This is a genomic window from Psychroserpens luteolus (genome assembly GCF_021032705.1).
Classification (GTDB): Bacteria; Bacteroidota; Bacteroidia; order Flavobacteriales; family Flavobacteriaceae; genus Psychroserpens; species Psychroserpens luteolus.
In genome coordinates, this window is sequence record NZ_JAHVXI010000002.1 from 594,416 (window position 1) to 614,614 (window position 20,199).

Sequence of the window (20,199 nt, forward strand, 5' to 3'; positions counted from 1 at the left end):
TATTTTTTCTATTCTGAAATCTGTTTAGTTTCCTTTCTTATAATCTGCAAGAAACTTCTCTAAGCCTATATCTGTTAATGGATGTTTTAATAAACCCATTATTGAACTTAACGGTCCAGTCATAACATCAGCTCCTAATTTAGCACAATCGATTACATGCATTGTATGACGAACTGAGGCTGCTAATATTTCGGTATCGAAACCATAATTATCGTAGATCATTCTAATTTCGGCTATAAGATTTAAGCCATCTGTAGAAATATCATCCAAACGACCAATAAAAGGAGACACATAGGTTGCACCTGCTTTTGCTGCCAATAGGGCTTGACCAGGAGAAAACACCAACGTTACATTGGTCTTAATACCTTTATCTGTAAAATATTTACATGCTTTTACACCGTCTTTAATCATTGGTAATTTCACTACAATTTGGTCGTGAAGATCGGCTAGCGCTTCACCTTCTCTAATCATGCCTTCAAAATCGGTAGAAATCACCTCAGCAGAAACGTCGCCATCTACAATATTGCAAATATTAATGTAATGCTTCATAATATTATCATGACCTGTGATGCCTTCTTTGGCCATTAATGACGGATTGGTAGTTACTCCATCCAAAATACCAAGGTCTTGCGCTTCTTTGATTTGATCTAAGTTCGCTGTATCAATAAAAAATTTCATGTGTAGTTATGTTATAGTTGTGATTAAAATTACGGGACGAATTTACAATTTTATCACACCTTTCTGAGAACATATTATCAAATGATATTAACAATACACCATCTAAGGATTAATGCTTATCATATACTCTTTCGAAGTCGATTCAGAACATAAAGGATCATCATATTGATCTGTTTCGTAATCATAACTAACAGGTGGATCAACAAACAGAAGTACAGTAAACCTATAAGTTCCAGGATTTGTAGGCAATCCTTCTATTGAGACCGTTCTGTAATTAACAAACATTTCTAAGCCTTCTGGTAATTCACCATCAATTTCAAAGAAATAGCCATAATCATCATCGCGTGGTTCATTTTTAATTTCGGCTTTGAATTCTTCATAATAGTAAGTCTCTAATTCTCCTACACCAAAAGATTTGTTAGGTAACTCAGGTCGTCGATTAATAATGCAGTCAAGGAAATCCTCGCAAGCGGATAGTGTAAATAAGCTTAAAACTAATAGTAAAGGTAATAGTCGTTTCATGATGATGAGTTTTTCAATTCATATCAAAAAACATACCATAGACTATAATTTATAATGATTCATAAGTAATTTTTCATAAATCTTATCAGGAAGAATTCGTTTCAATACAATTGAAAATTTTTGCATAAAGGCACCAACCTTATAATGAATTTTTGGGTTTGGAGTATTAATAATTTTGTAGATCATATGTGACACCATAATTGGATCATCTCCACTATCAACATGATCATCAATAGATTTTAAAACTGCTCCATATTGTTTTTCATAGGGAGAGCCAGCTACAACTGGAGCATGATAACGACCAGCTGCAATATTTGTAGCAAAATCGCCAGGAGCAACATTGGTCATATTAATATTAAATGCTTTAATTTCCATTCTAAAGGCTTCAGTAATTAATTCGAGAGCGCCTTTACTTGCACTATAAATACCACGATATGGTAGTCCCATATACCCAGCAATAGAGGTGACGTTTATAATAAGCCCATAATTTTGTTTACGCATTTGAGGCAAAACAGCTTTGATAACGTTTATTGGTCCGAAAAGATTAGTTTCAAAATTACGTTTGATCTCATCGTTAGGAACTTCTTCAATTGGACCTGTAATACCCGCACCTGCATTATTGATTACAACATCTATTTTACCAGAGCTTTCAATAACGGTTTTAATTGCGGCATCAATAGAACTCGTATTTGCAACATCTAAAGCGACTAACTTGATTTTAGAATCTGGATAACGTTCGGGAGACCGACTTGTGCCATAGACTGTAAATCCTTTTTGGGATAAAAATTCTCCTATGGATTTACCAATTCCTGAAGATCCGCCTGTAATTAAAACAACTTTAGACATAAAATGATGGGCTAATTTGACTTTAAAAGTACAATAAAATAGGAAAGTATTGGGTACAAAAAAAGGCAAGCTACCTACATCACACCGCTACGACCGCATACCTTTGCTTCGTTCCCGACCTGGAGGATTAAGCAGGAGCTGGTTGTGTAGGACTTGCCCGGCTGCAAAGATACAATCTTTTAATACTTATGCAATGATTTTTTAAACTGAATTTTATTAAATAACTTGCATCAAAATCAAATAAAAAATGCGCTCAATTAAAGCTTTCATAATCACTGTTTTAAGTGTGATATTAATCTCATGTGGAAATTCAGGTACCCAGAAAACGAGCTTATCTATTGTTACAGATGCAAAAAAAAATGTAGCTAAACTTGGTGAGACAGTTAAATTATCGATTAAAAATCCTAAAGATCTTGAAATTTCTTCTGTTAATTACACATTAAATGGGATAGCAGTAGATGAAACATTTACACTAGATGATGAGCGACTAGGTATTCAAACCATTACCGCTACAGTAACATATGGTGATGCTTCTGAAGATATTAGCACCAAGCTCACTATTTTAAATAACCAAACACCAAAAGTATATGGCTATAATATTATTAACACCTACTCTCATGATATTACTTCTTATACTCAGGGTCTGGAGTTTCACAATGGCGAACTCTACGAAAGCACAGGTCAGTATGGTGAATCAAAATTGAGAAAAGTAGACTATAAAACTGGTGAGGTTTTGCAAAATATAGATTTAGCAGATCAATATTTTGGTGAGGGTCTTACTATTTTCAACAATACTATTTACCAATTAACTTGGCAAGAAGGCATTGGTTTTATTTATGATGTTAATACGTTTGAAAAAACGGGTAGTTTCACCTACGGAAAAAGCAAAGAAGGTTGGGGGATTTGTAATGATGGAAAGCACATATATAAAACTGATGGTACTGAGCAAATCTGGTTTTTAAATCCCGACACCTTAGTCGAGGAAGGAAAACTCCAAGCATATACCAATAAAGGTAAAATTGTTGAACTTAACGAATTAGAATGGGTTAACGGAAAAATATATGCCAATCGCTACCAAAAAAATGGTGTGGCCATTATTAATCCGAAAAATGGTGCGATTGAAGGTGTAATCGATTTTTCCCCTTTAAAAAAATTAGTTAAGCAGCATAGTGGTTTAGATGTACTTAACGGGATTGCATACAATCCACAAACAAAAACCTTATTTGTTACTGGAAAACGCTGGGACAAATTATTTGAAGTAGAAGTTTTTGAAAAGTAGGCTTCACTCATTCAAAGGACACGTTCACTCATTAACCATTTTATATTTCTAATTTCTTTTGGTTCTTTGAACCATGAGAACATCAATACACGTCAATATTCCTGAGCCATGCCATGAAAGTTGGGATCAGATGACAGCTAATGAAAAAGGTCGTCATTGCAATTCATGCAACAAAACAGTTTTAGACTTCACGAGTAAAACTGACGAGCAAATCGTCAAAACATTTCAAACCGAAACAAATCTCTGCGGACGATTCAAATCGTCACAACTAAAAAGAGAACTGGTATTAAATCGAAAAGAAAAAAACAACTACTTATCCTACATCGCCTCTACACTTTTTGCTTTTTTTACTTTAGGAACTCAAGATGTTCAAGCACAAGGTAAGCCTCGAATGATAAAGGTTGATTCTTCACAGTACAATAGCCTGAGAGGTAAAGTAGGAGTTTCTGTTCTTAGAAATAAGATGATTTCAATAACCATTTTTGGGAAATCTAAACACAGACTTCCAAATGCTTTTGTTTCATTAAAAGGAAGCTCTAATAAGAAAAAGACCAACATGGCTGGTGATGTTTCTCTAAAGTGCGGAATAGGAGATATATTAATTATTGAATGTCAAGGTTATGAAACAATGACTATTACGATTAAACAATCGAGTACTTATAAAGTAACATTAATACCAGAAACTAAAGTAAATTCCAATTTAACTGGTATGGTTTCTTCAGTAAATCCTGAGGAAAGACAACCAAATGCCTCTAATATTTTAATTCTCGGAGGCATTCGCTCTATATCGCAAACAAATTCAAAAAGGAAAGAACGTCGAAAACTTATTAGAAAAGGAACTATTGAGCGCACTTCTATTGGAAACTTCCTATATAATATAAGTTCTATTTTCAGAAGGAAAGAATAATATCTACTTTTAAGTTTTTATTTCAACAATGAAAGTATGCAAATCCACGAGCAAAAACTTACGGTTACTAAAGATCATTTAGATGTACGCCAGCATGTTAACAATGTACATTATGTACAATGGGTTCAAGATATTGCCGAAGCACATTGGCTATTAAAGTCTTCAGAAGTAATTAGAAGTGATTATTATTGGGTTATGGTAAGTCACCATATTCAATATAAAGCTCAAGCCATATTAGGTGATTTATTAGTACTTAAAACCTTTGTCACAAAATCTCAAGGTGTGAGATCTACAAGGATAGTTGAGATCTATAATGCAACAACGAAGCAATTACTTACCTCTTCAGAAACTATTTGGTGTTTTATGTCTCATGACACCAATAAACCAACACGAATTCCTGAAAGCATAAATACCTTATTTAGTTAAAAGAACATTAAAGTGGTTGTTAAAGTCTCTTAATAAGAATACACCTACGCATAAATTTCTCTTAATTTGAGATAACAACCATCAACAATTATTCTTGAAATCACTAAAATTATTCTTCTTTATACTTATCCCTCTATGTTCTGGAGCTCAAACAATTAAAGGGATTATATATGATGCAGAGGCCACAATAAAAGGAGCTAAATTTGTCAATAAAACTCAAAATATTTTAACCTATTCTAACGGTAAAGGTCTATTTGAAATTCAAGCAAAACTTAATGATACAATTGTAGTAAGTTCCTATTTCCATCATGAGCAAAGTATTAAAGTGACACAAGAGTACTTTGGTCAAGATGTGGTTATCGAACTCAAAAAAATCACCAATGAGTTAGATGAAGTTGAAGTTACCAAAATCAAAGAAAAGAAAGTAGATACTTTGGCCTTATCAAGTACAACTGCAAAACAAGGACAAATAGCTTTTAAAAAGAGAGTCTTTGGTAGTGGAAAAAACCTCCAGCCCACTCTTGATTTGATTGGTTTAGCAAAAGCTATAGGCAAACTCTTTAAAAAGAAAACAGTAGAAGTAAAAGTTATTGAAGTTGAAGATCTTCTGAAGTTATTTGAAAAGGGCGCACTATTCAATATGGTTTTTTTACGCAACGAACTTAACATTCAAGAATCCTACGACTACTTGTTTTTTGAATATTGTAGTGCACAACAGCTGAGCCCTTCTCTACTCTTAAAAGACAATGAATTCATGTTATTAGACGAACTACTCAAACATAGTAAAGCTTTCAACATACTTCTCGAAGAACACAAAAAAGATTAAATTTCGAATATTTTTTTACTATCTATACTAAAAGATGACTTCAAAAGTTATACTTTTAGCACATAATATGCATTAGTTTTTCTCACTCATGCGTTATAGAGACAGAATACATTTATGAAACGAATATTATACTTTCTTTTAACTATTTCTATATTGGTCTTTTGGAGTTCATGCCGCAAAGATTTTGATTTTTCTCCAAGCACAGGGAATCTGACATTTTCTAAGGATACTATCTATTTGGATACGGTATTCACCAATATTGGATCGAGTACTTACAATTTAAAAGTCTACAATAGAAGCGACGAAGATATTTCAATTCCAACCGTTCGTCTCAGTCAAGGAGAAGCCTCAAATTATAGACTGAATGTTGACGGGCTTCCAGGCAAAGAATTTCAAAATGTAGAACTTTTAGCTAATGATAGTCTATTTATTTTTGTTGAAACCACTGCAGACATCCAAACACTTGCTCAAAACAGCTTAGAGTTTTTATATACAGACGCCATCGAATTTGATAGCGGAGTAAATCTTCAGAAAGTAGAATTAGTAACTTTAATAAAAGATGCGGTATTTATTTATCCCGATAGAGACAATACGACAGGTGTTATCGAGACTTTAACTTTTGACGCTAATGGAGACGGAACTCCAGATGAAACAACCCTTCAAGGTCGTTTTCTTGAAGACTCAGAACTGACGTTCACTAATGAAAAACCTTATGTAATATATGGCTACGCGGCTGTAGACGAAGGCGATGTTCTTACAATTGAAGCTGGAGCACGTGTTCATTTTCATGCGAATTCAGGCTTGCTCATAACAAATAATGCCTCTCTCAAAGTTAATGGAGCGCCGAGTAATGATCAAGATTTGTTAGAAAATGAAGTTATTTTTGAAAGTGACCGACTAGAACCTGCATTTTCTGATGTCCCTGGGCAATGGGAAACCATCTGGTTATTTGATGGAAGTATTGATAATGATATTAATTATGCTACTATAAAAAATGGTACTGTTGGCATTGTTTCTGATGGAAATGCTACAGCAATAGATGATAAATTAACAATCACCAACTCGCAGATCTATAACTCTAGTAATTATGGCATTCTGGCAAGAGCGAGTTCTGTTAGAGGTGAAAATCTAGTCATAAATAATTCTGGACAATCCTCATTTGCAGGTATTTTTGGGGGAAAGTATAATTTCACCCATTGTACATTAGCGAATTACTGGAACAATAGTTTTAGACAATTTCCATCGGTATTGGTCAATAACTTCTTTACAGATGAAAATGGTATCGATAATGGCGTTGACTTGATAGAAGCTAATTTCAATAATTGCATCATCTTCGGAAATGATAATCCAGAGATTATTTTAGACGATATTGATAATGGTACATTGTTTAACTTCAAGTTTACCAATTGTTTGATTCGCTTTCAGGATAGTAACAATAACTTTCCTCAAGATCAATATAACTTTAGTAATGAAGCCCTATATGACGATTGCATTTTCAATAGTGATCCCGATTTCAAATTACCCTTTGAAAATGAGCTTATGATTGGAGATAATTCTGCAGCAATCGATGAAGGTGACCCTTTATTTTTGATTGCCACTGATATTTTAGGAACTAACCGAACATTTACTCCTGGTCAAGGTCCAGATTTAGGCGCTTATCAGCATGTGACCTTTGATGAGGATTAACATGCACTTAACATCAATACATCATATAATTGAGTAATTTAGAGGCAACAACCAATCTCTTATAATTATGAAACGACTATTATGCATTCTAACACTATGCTTGTTTAGCTACACAGCGCTTTCTCAATCTTCAGCATCTGGTGTTACTAAAGCCTGTATGAATTATCTTGAAGGTTTTTATGAAGGTGATACACTAAAACTTAAAGCTAGCTTACAACCTACTCTTCATAAATTTGGCTTTTGGAAAGACAAAGGAAAGGATGATTACAGACAAGTAAATCACATGTCGTTCGAAGCGGCATTGGCGTTTGCAAAAGACGTTAAAGAGAATAAAAAGTTTCCTGCAAAAGATGCACCTAAAGAGGTGACCATATTAGATATTGGTGATACAATTGCCGCAGCTAGAGTTACTGCCTGGTGGGGAATTGACTTTATTCTTTTATCCAAAAGAGGAGACAAATGGATGATAGAACAAGTGCTTTGGGAAGGTCCATTAAAAAAGGAACATCAAGGAAAAAAATAAATAAAAAACCCTTTCAAATTGAAAGGGTTTTTTATTTATAATTCCAAATACATTACGATGTAAATAAAGGCTTACCACTCATCATGGCATTAACTTGTTCTGCGATAGATTCTAGCTTAGCATCCTCTTGATAATTCATTATAGCTTCATCCATAAAACCAACAATGGTTTCCATATCTGTCTCTTTCAAGCCTCTAGTTGTAATAGCTGCTGTACCTACTCTAATTCCTGAAGTAACGAACGGACTCTTATCATCAAAAGGCACCATATTTTTATTTACAGTAATATCTGCCTTTCCTAATGCTTCTTCAGCATCTTTACCAGTGATATCCTTATTTCTTAGATCTATAAGCATCATATGGTTATCTGTTCCACCAGAAATAATATGATAACCTCTATCTACAAATGCTTTGGCCATAGCCGCTGCATTTCGTTTCACTTGTAGCATATAATGCATAAACTCATCCGAAAGTGCTTCACCAAAAGCGATAGCCTTAGCTGCTATGATATGCTCTAAAGGCCCACCTTGATTCCCAGGGAACACTCCAGAATCTAATAAACCAGACATTTTTCTTAAATTTCCATTTTTAAGTCGTAAACCAAATGGGTTCTCAAAGTTCTCTCCCATCATAATCAAACCTCCACGAGGACCACGTAAGGTTTTATGCGTTGTAGTGGTCACAATATGACAATGTGGTAATGGGTCGTTTAAGATGCCTTTAGCAATCAAACCCGAAGGATGAGAAATATCGGCAAGTAAAATGGCACCAACATTATCAGCCACTTCTCTAAATTTAGCAAAGTCCATATCTCTAGAATAAGCCGATGCGCCAGCAATAATTAATTTTGGTTTTTCTTGCTCAGCAACATCAGACAACATATCATAATCGATAAGTCCAGTATCTTTTTTTACACCATAAAATGTTGGATTATATAGTTTACCTGAGAAATTCACTGGAGAACCATGAGTTAAATGACCACCATGTGATAAATCAAACCCTAAAATGGTGTCACCAGGTTTTAAGCAAGCAGCAAACACTGCAGTATTTGCCTGACTTCCAGAATGAGGTTGCACGTTGGCATAGGCTGCTCCAAACAGAGTCTTAGCTCTATCAATTGCAATTTGTTCAACTTCATCTACAACTTCACAACCTCCATAATAACGCTTTCCTGGATAACCTTCGGCGTATTTATTGGTTAATACAGAACCCGCAGCTTCCATAACTTGGTCGCTTACAAAGTTTTCAGAAGCAATAAGCTCCAAACCATTTATTTGTCTATCTTTTTCAGCATTGATGAGTTCGAAAATCTGTGAATCGCGTTGCATATATCAAGTTTAAATTAAATTTTACCAAAAATAAGAAATCATTGTCGCAAAAAGATTCAAAAAATTCAGTTTAACGCTATCTTTTATGAGCATGTTATCAACAGGTAAAATTAGTTCGAATTTTTATGGTTTTATGCAATTAAATATGTAGGTTTGAATAGAAAACAAAAACATTTAAACTCTCTACAATATGCCTTTATCTGCAAATAATCCTGATCGCTCATCTTGGTTGCACGTTGGAAAAAACTCAGATTTCCCAATTCAAAACATTCCATTTGGTGTTTTTCTTACACGTGATGATATCATTACTATTGGAACTCGAATTGGAGATACAGCGATAGATCTTGGAGCACTACATCAACTAGGCTATTTTGATGGCATTCCATTAACTGATGATATTTTCCTTCAAGATACGCTGAATGATTTTATTGCTGATGGTAGAAAAACTTGGCGTTTGGTTCGTAATCGTATAGCTGAAATTTTTGATGCTGAGAGTGATAAATTAAAAAATAACAATCCGCATAAAGAAATTGTATTGTTTCGTTTAGACGAAATTGAAATGCAATTGCCAATTCAAATTGGTGATTATACAGACTTTTATGCAAGTAAAGAACATGCCACAAATGTAGGGACCATGTTTAGAGATCCAGACAATGCATTAATGCCAAACTGGTTGCATTTACCTGTAGGTTACCATGGTCGTAGTTCGTCTATTATTCCTTCTGGAATCCCAATTCACCGTCCGCAAGGTCAAACCATGCCAGAAGGCGCTAAAAAACCTGTTTTTGGTCCTTCAAAGCTTGTAGATTTTGAATTAGAAATGGCTTTTGTCACGACAGACGCTAATGATTTGGGAGAACCGATTCCTATTGAAGAAGCTGAAGAATATATCTTTGGATTGGTATTGTTTAATGATTGGTCTGCTCGTGATATTCAAAAATGGGAATATGTACCATTAGGTCCTTTCTTAGGAAAAAACTTTGCATCTTCTATGTCGCCATGGATTGTAACCCTTGATGCTTTAGAGCCTTTTAGAGTTGAGAGTCCGAAACAAGATCCAAAACCTTTAGAGTATTTACAGTCGAAGGGTAAAAAGAGTTTTGATATTCATTTAGAAGCAGCAATTCAACCAAAAGGTGCAAAAGAAACAACGGTTTGCAAATCTAACTTCAAATATATGTACTGGAATATGTCTCAGCAATTGGCGCACCATACAGTTAATGGCTGTCCTGTAAATTCTGGAGATATGATGGGAAGCGGTACCATTTCTGGTCCAACAGAAGATTCGTACGGCTCAATGCTAGAGCTATCATGGAAAGGAACTAAACCATTAAAAATGAAAGATGGTAGCGAACGTAAATTTATCAATGATTATGATACTGTTATCATGAGAGGATATTGTGAAAATGATGGAACCCGAATTGGATTTGGCTCTGTAAAAACACAATTGCTACCTGTTTTTAATCCTAAGAAAAAGAAGTAATATTCACCAAAATATTAATATCAAAACCTACCTCTTCGGGTAGGTTTTTTGTTTAAGGTGATTTCGTATTTTTGAGGATAGTAATAATTGTGCATATTGACCTGTAACAAAACAAAAATCAAAATGTTTATTAATCGCCTAGCTCTAAGCGCTTTTGTTTTAGCTAGCTTATCGGTAAATGCACAAGATAATTGTGAATGCTCACTCTATCGAACACTCAGCAAAACAAAAAACACTAATCTTAGAGATTCAATTTCTGTTTTTAGAATGTCATCTAAACTTCAATCTTCTAAGGAACAAGCTTGTGTATTTCAAGCATTAAACAACAAATGTCATTACTACATATCACAAAAACAACCTTCAAGAGTTCAATTTTTAATTCAGGAACAAGAGAAACTAGTTCAAGATAGTCCATGCAAGACTGAATTTATTGCTGAAATTACCTTAAACAAAGCTAGATATTATCATTTAACAAATAATTTCGAATCATTGCAACACTACGCTTTGGAAGCTCTTAAAATATCAGAAAAATTAGATCGCAAGCATATAAAAATAGAAGCTTTAAAGGAACTGGTTTTTTTATATACCAGAATGGATGAGGACGACAAAGCCTGGAACCACGCCAAACATGCCGAGCGATTGATTTTATCCAATAATAAGCATCAATCAACATCTAATTATAGATGGCTTGGATATCAATACGAACAAAAATATACCTTAACCAATAGAAAAACCTTGATTGACTCAGGATTATCCTATATAGAAAAAGCAAAAAACACGGTTATTAAAACTCGTGATTTTTATGAATTAACTCAAATATACCGTGCTTTAGAAGCCTTTTCTTACCATAAGGGTGAATTGGCACAAGGTCTTATCTATATTGACACAGCAATCTATTTTGGTAAAAAATTAAAAGGCAGCAAAAATTTAAGTGGTCTATATTTATCAAAAGCTTGGAATCATTATGACTTAAGAGAATTCAACGAAGTTGAAAAATGGACAGACACCATGCTTTATGTTGATAATAAAAAAGATATTGCAGGATTCATGATGACCCTATTACAAGCTTCAGAACTCTATGAAGGAAGTGGAAATCTAAAAAAAGCTTACCATAGTTATAAATCCTACAGTAAGTTAAAAGATAGTTTGATTAGCACAGAAAGACTAAAAGCAATTAATGATCTCGAAACCAAGTACCAAACTGAAATAAAGGATAACAAAATAAAACGGCTAACAACATTATTAACAATCGCCTCTCTAGGCATTGTAAGCTTATTATTAATTGGCACTCTTTTAAGACTGAGACAATCGAAAAAACAGAATAAAGCATTACGCATTGCTTTTGAAAAGCAAATTCAGCTAGAAAAAGAATTGACAGATGTACGTGATGAAATCGCACAAGATTTTCACGATGATCTCGGAAACAAATTGGCTAGAATTTCATTGCTTTCAAATCTAGTAAATGGTGAAATATCAATCGATGACCCAAAAGTGAAATCAAAAATTAGGCAAATAACTGAAGATGCAAATGGGTTGTATCGAGGCACTCGGGATTTTGTGTTTTCTTTGAAATCCAATAGTGATCGTATTGAAGAAATAGCCACTTATATTTCAGATTTCGGGGAAGATTTTTTTGAAAAAACAAAAGTAAAGTTTGTCGTAAAAAAGGACATTTCAGTAAACGCCAAACTACCACATTATTGGAATAAGCAACTGGTTTTTATCTTTAAAGAAGCTTTAACGAATGCATTAAAACATTCAAAATGTGATAGTGTTTTACTTTCATTTGTTTACAAAAACAAGGAATTGACTATTGACTGTTCAGACAATGGCATAGGCATTTCTAATGAAGACATGGTATCTTCTAACGGTCTTTTAAATATGAAAAATAGGGCTGAAAAAATTGGAGGGCAATTTCATATAGATTCACAAATCGGCAAAGGAACAACAATTAGATTTACTGGACATATTAAAAAAAATGAAATATAAAGTCGTCATAATTGAAGATAACATCCCTTTAAGCGAGGCCTTTGCTGAAGTCATAGATACTTCCAGTGATTTTGAAGTCGTGGCCATTTATAACAACTGTGAGGATGCCATAAAAAATCTACGCAAAGATTACGCTAAACTATTTTTGATGGATATCGAATTACCAGGAATGAATGGTGTTGAAGGGACTAAGGAAATAAAGAAAGTATTTCCTAAAGCACACATTATAATGGTAACCGTCTATGAAAACTCAGAAGTAGTTTTTGATGCATTATGCGCTGGTGCTACCGGATATCTCACTAAAAATCTTGAACCAGAAGAGTTAATCGTAGCTCTTAAAGAATGTATTTCTGGAGGCGCACCAATGAGCATAAAAATTGCAAAAATGGTAGTGAGTTCATTTCAAAAGAAACCAAGTAAAATTGAACTTTCAAAAAGAGAAAAAGAAGTCCTTTCTCTACTTTCACAAGGAAACAGTTATGATAGCATTGCAGAACATTTATTCATTAGCAAAAACACAATTAAGTTCCATTTAAAAAATATTTACATCAAACTTCAAGTCAATTCTAATATAGAAGCAGTTCAAAAAGCAAGCAAAGAAAACTTACTTTAAAACTACCCTTTTGGGTATCACAAGATCGGTATTTGCAAGCTAGTTTTACTTCATATTAATCAAAACTGAGCCTATATGAAAAAATTAATTGTACTGCCCGCATTATTAATATTAGGATGCTTACTGTTCTCTTTTACTGTCATTAGTACTAGTAAATTAGAAAAAAGGCTAGGTTATCTACCAGCACATTGCGATGAACCAATTCATTTTCAAATCGAATCACAAGAACCATGTGCAGTTTTAGACGTAAACCAAGATACTGGTAAATTATCATTAGTAGATGGAGGTAGCACCACAGGACTCTGTGGAAATTATGATAACGAAAGAATTAAAGTTAGATATTCTGTAACACAAGCAGATGGGACTAGAAAAGGACATTTCATCATTATTGATCTTGAAGGTGAAGAATAACCTAAGTTAGGTTATCAATTAGAGGGGAAAAGCATCAAGTTATATTTGATGCTTTTTTTAATTTCCACCCTATTGGGTAGTACATCATTTTCATTCCAAATCTATTTTTACATCATAACCTTAAAACCTATTTATTATGCAAAAATCATTACTTTTTTTGGCTGTTATTGCCTTTACAACTTTAAATGCTCAAGTGAGTATAGTTAAAGATATTAACCCTGGCCCTATTGATGGTGTATCTGATCAGTTTATTTCTTACAATAACAAAATTTTGTTTTCAGCAAATGATGCAATAAATGGTTTTGAACTTTGGATGTCGGATGGAAGTAACGCAAACACTCAATTAGTAAATGATATTTTTATTGGAGCAAATGGATCTAATCCAACAGATTTTCACGTTAGGGCCGCCGATAATAAAGTTTATTTTACAGCCACAAGCCAATTTTCTTCAAGTACAAATCCTAGAAAAAGATTACTTACAACTCAAGGCACAACTAATACTCTAACTGACATTTCTACATCTCCTAACACTGATTCGTTTGCTTATGATTATTTAGAAGTCAATAACAATTATATGCTTGCTGTAGTTAATCATCCAGTAACTACGACAGCAACAGCATTCTTTTTTCCTGCAACAACAGGAACTCAATATTTAGATGTGTTCTCTAATCTTGGAATAACAGAATTATCAGATGGCATATTTTATAATGGCTCAGCCTTTTATAGATCTATAACAACTAATTTTGGTACAGAATTATGTAAAAGCACCATACCTACTTCTGGTCCACCTATAAATGAGGTGATAGATATTAATTCTGGTTCTAGTTCTTCATTTCCAGGAGATATGACCGAATTTAATGGTTTACTATATTTCAGTGCCAACAGTGCTTCTGGCAGAGAGTTATGGCGAACAGATGGTACGCAAGCAGGTACTCAAATGATTATAGATTTATATCCAGGAACAACCGGTAGTAATCCTACAAACTTAACAGTTTATAATAATGCTTTATATTTTACAGCAAATAACCCTTCTCTAGGCATTGAGATTTTTAAAATGAATCTCGCAGAAAATGTCACTAGTTTAAGAAATATTAATCCGGGTTCAGCCAACAGCTCTCCTTTTGGATTAACCGTATATAATGGAAATCTATATTTTGCAGCTGATGATGGCACTAATGGCGTCGAATTATGGCAATCTGGCGGATTTCCATCAAATACTATACTATTAAAAAATATCAATACCACAAATGAAAGCACACCTCAAGGTTTTGTAGAATACTTTGGCGAGCTCTATTTCAACGCAGATGATGGCGTTAATGGAAGAGAATTATGGAAAACTGATGGCACAAACGCAGGAACTGTATTAGTAAGCGATATTAACACTGGAGCCTTAGATAGTGATCCATTAAATTTGACAGTAGCTGGAGATAATTTGTTCTTTTCTGCTACAACCTCAGCAACGGGACGTGAGTTATTTAGGTATATTGAACCTTCATTATCCAACGTAGATGTCGAAATACAAAACTTCACAATCTATCCAAATCCAACAAGCAAATATTTTTCAGTTGATACAAACCAAACTATTAATAACATTTTAGTTTATGACATTCAAGGTAAAATGATAAAATCCTTTTCTGAAAGTAAAGATATCTATAATATCGAAGACTTAACTAATGGTCTATATTTTGTAAGAATTAAAAGTAATAAAAGCGAATATGTTGTAAAACTCTTAAAGAAATAAGATGGATTCTAAAGTTGATAAATATAAATTAGAACTATTTCTATTCGTGTTTTACTTACTATTTATACGTAGTATTTGGTGGCTTTTTAGTTAGTATGTTTAGAGTTGAAAAAGCATCCTTTTAGGGTGCTTTTTTTAGTTTGGCACGATGATTGGAATTCTAAATTATAAATAATCAATAAAATCCAGAATTATGAAGCAATTACTACTCACAACAGTACTTCTTCTGGTACTAACATCGTGTAGCGGAAGAAAACAAATTGAACAAGCAATTAGTCATGGTAATTATGACCAAGCAATCAATGATGCGTTACGAAAACTCGAAAACAACAAAGACAAAAAACGTAAGCAAGACTATATTGTCATGCTCGAAGATGCGTATTACAAAGTTTTAGAGGAAGACCTACAAGACATCCAACATTTAAAAAAAGATGGCAACCCAGAACAATACAGAACCATCTATGAGATCTATTTAGATCTAGAGGCAAGACAGGACGCAATTAAACGTGTATTGCCATTGCAGATTAATGGTAGAAACCTAAATTTAAAATTCAATGATTATACTTCGGAGATTGTTGATTATAGATACAAAACCTCTGAATATTTAATTGATGAAGGAATTACACTTTTAGATTCTGAAGACAAATACAATGCTAGAGAAGCGTATAAGATCTTTAAGTATATCGAAAACATTAATCCAAACTTTGAAGAGACTAGAAGTTTAATGACTGAAGCACATCAAAAAGGAACGGATTATGTGATCGTGTCTATCGAAAATCAAACACGTCAAATCATTCCACAACAATTGGAAGCTGATCTTTTAAACTTTGACACATATGGATTGAATCAGTTTTGGACAGTATATCATGCAAATCAAGTATCAGATTTAAATTATGATTTTGCAATGCAATTGCAATTAAAACAAATTAATATTTCACCAGAACAGGTCAATACTGTTCAAAAGCTGAAGCAGAAAAATATTGTTGATGGTTGGGAATACCAAACAGATAATAATGGAAATGTGGTAGTGGATAGCCTAGGAAACAAAATAAAGGTGGACAAGATCGTAAATGTGAGAGCTCGTTACTTTGAAGTGAATCAGTTCAAATCAACTCAAGTGATTGCAGATGTGGTCTACACCAACTTAAGAACAAGTCAGACCCTAGATGCTTTTCCAATTGACAGTGAGTTTGTATTCGAACACTTTTATGCAACGGTTAGAGGTGATAAAAGAGCCTTAAATAGAAGAGAATATGACTTAACCAGAAATAGAAGAGTCCACTTCCCTACCGATGCTCAAATGGTTTATGATACAGGTGAGGATTTAAAACTGAAATTGAAAAACATCATTAACTCTTATCGTATGAGAAGAAGTTAATTCATTTATATATCCAAAAAAACTCCCAAAGTGATGCTTTGGGAGTTTTTGTTTATAATTTGACGCAACCTTTTGTAAGAAAGTTCATCTATTAAAAAAACTCTAACGTCAACTATGAAAAAATTAGTTCTTCTTACACTTATCGCTTTATCGTCTACTTTTTGCTTTTCACAAGACCCAACAGTTTATATTACAAATGGTGGTTTTAATTATGCTGTCATTGAAGGAAACACCTATACATTTTCAGTAAACTTATATAGCGCAGCCGCAACAGATGTCATTGTTGATGTTATTACTATAGATGATTCAGCAGATACTTCAGATTATACACCTTTAAATACGACTGTTACTATTCCTGCCGGACAATTGAGTAGTAACTTACTTACTATTCCAACAGGAAATGATTCAACTGTAGAAGATAATGAGTCTTTTACAATTGAAGCAACTGTTACAAGTAATAATACAGAAAACACTGAAGTTAGTAGATTAATTTACATATTTGATAATGACGCTACTCCAACAATAAATATTTCAACTAGCCCTTATTTAACTGAAGGACAAGGTTATAATTCTAATGTAAGTTTAAGCAATTATTTTAACTCAGATGTGACTATAGATTTCACAACATCGTCTGGAACAGCTGAGGCATCAGATTATATTGAAACCAACACCTCTGTAACTTTTTTAGCTGGAGAACGTTTTGCTCAATTTCCTATAACCTCAGCAGATGATGCTTTAATTGAACCCGACGAAACCTATACCATAACTGCAACTGTAACATCTGCAAATGCCACGAATAATTTAATTTCTATTACGGTAACCATTATTGATAATGACACCACACCAACTCTAAATGTTTATACTTATGAAGTTAATGAGGGTAATACTATAAATGTTAGTACAAATTTAAACAGAACCTTTAGCAGCGATGTAATTGTTGAGCTAGTAACCACAAATGGTACTGCAAGCAATGCTGATTATACAAATATCAACCAAACAAAAACCATTGTTGCTGGTGATTATGGTGTTAATTTTCAAATTCCTACGGCAGATGATAATTTAGATGAACCAATCGAATCAATCAATTATGCGATTACTGTCACATCTGCGAATACAACAAATACTTCGGAAACTGGAACCGTTGATATTATTGATAATGATGGGTTACCTGATTTGCGCTTAAAACCAGTTTATAACTTTGATAACACCCAAAACTATGGTGATAGCATTGCCGTTGAAGAAGGCTTTCCTCTTAAATTTAGACCAGGACTCACACACCCAAGTCCGATAGATACAGAAATCACCATCACATCAACCAATGGAACTGCAGACGCCTCAGACTACACAACATCTACTATAACAACAATTATTCCAGCTGGTCAATATTTTAATTATCAAGATCAATTAAGTTATCCTACTATTTTAGATCAATTGGACGAAGACGATGAGAACCTCTTTATTACGGCTCAGGTAACATCTGGAAATACGTTCAATACAAGTACTACAGAAGAAGGCATTATTTTAGACAATTACAATATTAACGCCCAACCCGATGTAATCACTTCTATTTTAGAAGTTGGCGCTACGTTTCAAGTACTTGCTAATGATACATTTGAAGGGTTATCGGTCGACGCTTCCAGTTTAAATGTCACCTTACTTGGAACAAATTCCGTCGGTATTACATTAAGTGCCACAGGTGTTTTAACTATTCCATCTACTGCTTCATTTGGTAATTATTTTTTATACTATGAAATCTGTGAATCTGCAAACCCAAATAGTTGTGATGTTGCTAGTCTAACGGTTAGAGTAGAATCTCCTCTAGAGGCAAGCTATACTGTTGCATATGTTGATTTTAATGGTGACGGATTTACGAGCGTTGGTGACACCATCGAATATGAGTTTACAGTCACAAACAACGGAAATGCAGTCATATCTGATATTTACGCAGACGTGTCCTTTCCAGATTTAAACATTGTCGGAGGTCCTTTGGTGAGTTTAGCATCTGGACAAACAGACAATACAACGTTCACGGCAACGCATATCATAACACAGGATGATATTAATTTTGGATATTTTGACGGCGGTCTAGAAGGTGTAAACTTTTTTGGGACGTACTATGGCTATGAGGTTCAAGATAATGTGTACAATTCCAATGAGATCTTTCAATTACAACAATCTGATGGTCTAAAACTAAACGCTTTTGTAGATACCAATGGTAATGGAACGCAAGATGTTGGAGAAATCAACTTTCCGTTAGGTCAGTTTAATTATGAAGTGAACAATGATGGTATAGCGCATAATTTATATGTGTCACCACATTACTTATACGAATCTAATCCTAGTACTACTTATAATCTAAGTTATACTGTAGATCCAGAATATGCAGCAAATAATACAACCACTGCTAGTTATTCCAATGTCACTGTTCCTGTAGGTTCTGGCATTACGACTTATGATTTTCCAATTACAGTGACTCCTTATAACGATTTGTCGGTTAATATTTCGTCAAATTTGGAGGCTGCTGTTCCTGGTTTTAATTATTCTAATTACATCACATATACAAACAATTCTAATGTTACCGTCCCATCTGGAACTATTGATTTTACTATGGATAGTGCACTAAACTTACTTGGTGTATCTGAAAGTTGGCTTACGCTAAATTCTGCTAATATTACGACTACACCAACTGGTTTCTCATATACATTTTCAAATTTAGAACCCTATCAAACTCGCTATCTTTGGGTAAGAATGGGCGTTCCTACACTTCCAACAGTAAGTCTGGGTCAATTAGTTACAAACTCTGTTGATATAACTATGCTTCCAGGAGATATTTTACCATTAAACAATTCATCGAGTTTGACACAAACTATTGTAGGTTCATATGACCCAAATGATATTACCGAACGTCATGGTCCTGAGATTGTGTTTTCCGAATTTACAACAGATGATTACTTGACCTATACCATACGATTTGAAAATACGGGAACTGCAAACGCAATCAATATAAGAGTTGAGGATGTTTTAGACGAACAACTGGACGAGTCCACACTTAGAATGGTGGATGCTAGTCATACCTATACCCTAGAGCGTGTAAATAAAGGTTTGGTGTGGAATTTCTTCGGAATTAATTTACCACCTTCAGAAGATGATGACTCTACAACAGGACATGGTTATATCACTTTTAAAATAAAACCGTTCCCTGATTATGCTATTGGAGATATTATTCCTAATACAGCAGAAATTTACTTTGATTTCAATCCAGCTATAGTTACCAATACTTGGATGACAGAATTTGTGGAAGAAAACTTAAGTACCGAAAAGGAAACATTTTCAAATCTATCTATCTACCCAAACCCAGTAAAAGATAAGCTGTTTCTATCAAATAATACACCAATTGAAACTGTAAAAATCACATCACTATTAGGGCGAGAAATTTTAACCAAAGACATTAATAGCCTTGATGGAAGTCTAGATTTAAAAGCTATGTCAAATGGTATATACTTAATCACAATTACGTCTAATGCACAAGAAAAAACAATAAAGATTATTAAGGAATAAACTCAA

General features: G+C 33.8%; 17 protein-coding genes and 1 other RNA gene. 13 read left to right on the top strand and 5 right to left on the bottom strand.

Annotated features, from left to right (window positions below):
• Positions 1–24 precede the first annotated feature (24 nt).
• The 4 genes from fsa to ffs all read right to left on the bottom strand — a co-directional run bounded on the left by fsa (position 25) and on the right by ffs (position 2,205).
• A complete protein-coding gene (gene fsa / locus KWG70_RS08370) occupies positions 25–678 on the bottom strand; it encodes a fructose-6-phosphate aldolase (RefSeq protein WP_230935551.1) in 654 nt (217 codons plus the stop codon).
• Positions 679–780: 102 nt separating this feature from the next.
• Positions 781–1,200: a hypothetical protein gene (locus KWG70_RS08375; protein ID WP_230935552.1), complete on the bottom strand. Its 420-nt coding sequence runs from the start codon at positions 1,198–1,200 to the stop codon at positions 781–783.
• A 42-nt stretch (positions 1,201–1,242) separates the two neighbouring features.
• Positions 1,243–2,046, bottom strand: a complete 804-nt coding sequence (locus KWG70_RS08380) for an SDR family oxidoreductase (protein WP_230935553.1) — start codon at positions 2,044–2,046, stop codon at positions 1,243–1,245.
• A gap of 60 nt (positions 2,047–2,106) precedes the next feature.
• Positions 2,107–2,205: signal recognition particle sRNA small type (gene ffs, locus KWG70_RS08385), an RNA gene on the bottom strand.
• 88 nt (positions 2,206–2,293) lie between these two features.
• Here ffs and KWG70_RS08390 point away from each other — a divergent pair.
• The 6 genes from KWG70_RS08390 (at position 2,294) to KWG70_RS08415 (ending at position 7,693) form a co-directional block, all read left to right on the top strand.
• Complete coding sequence (locus tag KWG70_RS08390) at positions 2,294–3,325, top strand: glutaminyl-peptide cyclotransferase (RefSeq protein WP_230935554.1); 1,032 nt, start codon at positions 2,294–2,296, stop codon at positions 3,323–3,325.
• Positions 3,326–3,398: 73 nt separating this feature from the next.
• Positions 3,399–4,232, top strand: coding sequence for a hypothetical protein (locus tag KWG70_RS08395; RefSeq protein WP_230935555.1), 834 nt, complete (start codon positions 3,399–3,401; stop codon positions 4,230–4,232).
• Between the two features lie 36 nt (positions 4,233–4,268).
• Positions 4,269–4,658 (top strand): acyl-CoA thioesterase, encoded by a 390-nt coding sequence (locus tag KWG70_RS08400; RefSeq protein ID WP_230935556.1) that lies wholly within the window; start codon positions 4,269–4,271, stop codon positions 4,656–4,658.
• A 94-nt stretch (positions 4,659–4,752) separates the two neighbouring features.
• On the top strand, positions 4,753–5,484 hold the full coding sequence (locus tag KWG70_RS08405) for a carboxypeptidase-like regulatory domain-containing protein (protein ID WP_230935557.1): 732 nt from the start codon (positions 4,753–4,755) through the stop codon (positions 5,482–5,484).
• A gap of 114 nt (positions 5,485–5,598) precedes the next feature.
• Positions 5,599–7,170 carry a choice-of-anchor Q domain-containing protein gene (locus KWG70_RS08410; RefSeq protein WP_230935558.1) on the top strand — a complete coding sequence of 524 codons (1,572 nt, stop codon included), beginning with the start codon at positions 5,599–5,601 and terminating at the stop codon, positions 7,168–7,170.
• A 67-nt stretch (positions 7,171–7,237) separates the two neighbouring features.
• Complete coding sequence (locus KWG70_RS08415) at positions 7,238–7,693, top strand: nuclear transport factor 2 family protein (RefSeq protein ID WP_230935559.1); 456 nt, start codon at positions 7,238–7,240, stop codon at positions 7,691–7,693.
• A gap of 52 nt (positions 7,694–7,745) precedes the next feature.
• Here KWG70_RS08415 and KWG70_RS08420 read toward each other — a convergent pair whose 3' ends face one another.
• Positions 7,746–9,020, bottom strand: coding sequence for a serine hydroxymethyltransferase (locus KWG70_RS08420; protein ID WP_230935560.1), 1,275 nt, complete (start codon positions 9,018–9,020; stop codon positions 7,746–7,748).
• Between the two features lie 190 nt (positions 9,021–9,210).
• Here KWG70_RS08420 and fahA point away from each other — a divergent pair, with 190 nt between their 5' ends.
• The 7 genes from fahA (at position 9,211) to KWG70_RS08455 (ending at position 20,193) form a co-directional block, all read left to right on the top strand.
• On the top strand, positions 9,211–10,503 hold the full coding sequence (gene fahA, locus KWG70_RS08425) for a fumarylacetoacetase (protein WP_230935561.1): 1,293 nt from the start codon (positions 9,211–9,213) through the stop codon (positions 10,501–10,503).
• Positions 10,504–10,626: 123 nt separating this feature from the next.
• Positions 10,627–12,492, top strand: coding sequence for a sensor histidine kinase (locus KWG70_RS08430; RefSeq protein WP_230935562.1), 1,866 nt, complete (start codon positions 10,627–10,629; stop codon positions 12,490–12,492).
• The gene (locus tag KWG70_RS08435; protein ID WP_230935563.1) at positions 12,482–13,105 is read left to right on the top strand and encodes a response regulator; all 624 of its coding nucleotides are present in this window, start codon (positions 12,482–12,484) and stop codon (positions 13,103–13,105) included. Before KWG70_RS08430 ends, KWG70_RS08435 begins: the two co-directional genes overlap by 11 nt.
• A gap of 75 nt (positions 13,106–13,180) precedes the next feature.
• On the top strand, positions 13,181–13,516 hold the full coding sequence (locus KWG70_RS08440; protein ID WP_230935564.1) for a hypothetical protein: 336 nt from the start codon (positions 13,181–13,183) through the stop codon (positions 13,514–13,516).
• 136 nt (positions 13,517–13,652) lie between these two features.
• Positions 13,653–15,257 (top strand): ELWxxDGT repeat protein, encoded by a 1,605-nt coding sequence (locus tag KWG70_RS08445; protein ID WP_230935565.1) that lies wholly within the window; start codon positions 13,653–13,655, stop codon positions 15,255–15,257.
• A gap of 193 nt (positions 15,258–15,450) precedes the next feature.
• Positions 15,451–16,635 (top strand): hypothetical protein, encoded by a 1,185-nt coding sequence (locus KWG70_RS08450; RefSeq protein ID WP_230935566.1) that lies wholly within the window; start codon positions 15,451–15,453, stop codon positions 16,633–16,635.
• A gap of 114 nt (positions 16,636–16,749) precedes the next feature.
• Positions 16,750–20,193 (top strand): DUF7619 domain-containing protein, encoded by a 3,444-nt coding sequence (locus KWG70_RS08455; RefSeq protein WP_230935567.1) that lies wholly within the window; start codon positions 16,750–16,752, stop codon positions 20,191–20,193.
• Positions 20,194–20,199 lie beyond the last annotated feature (6 nt).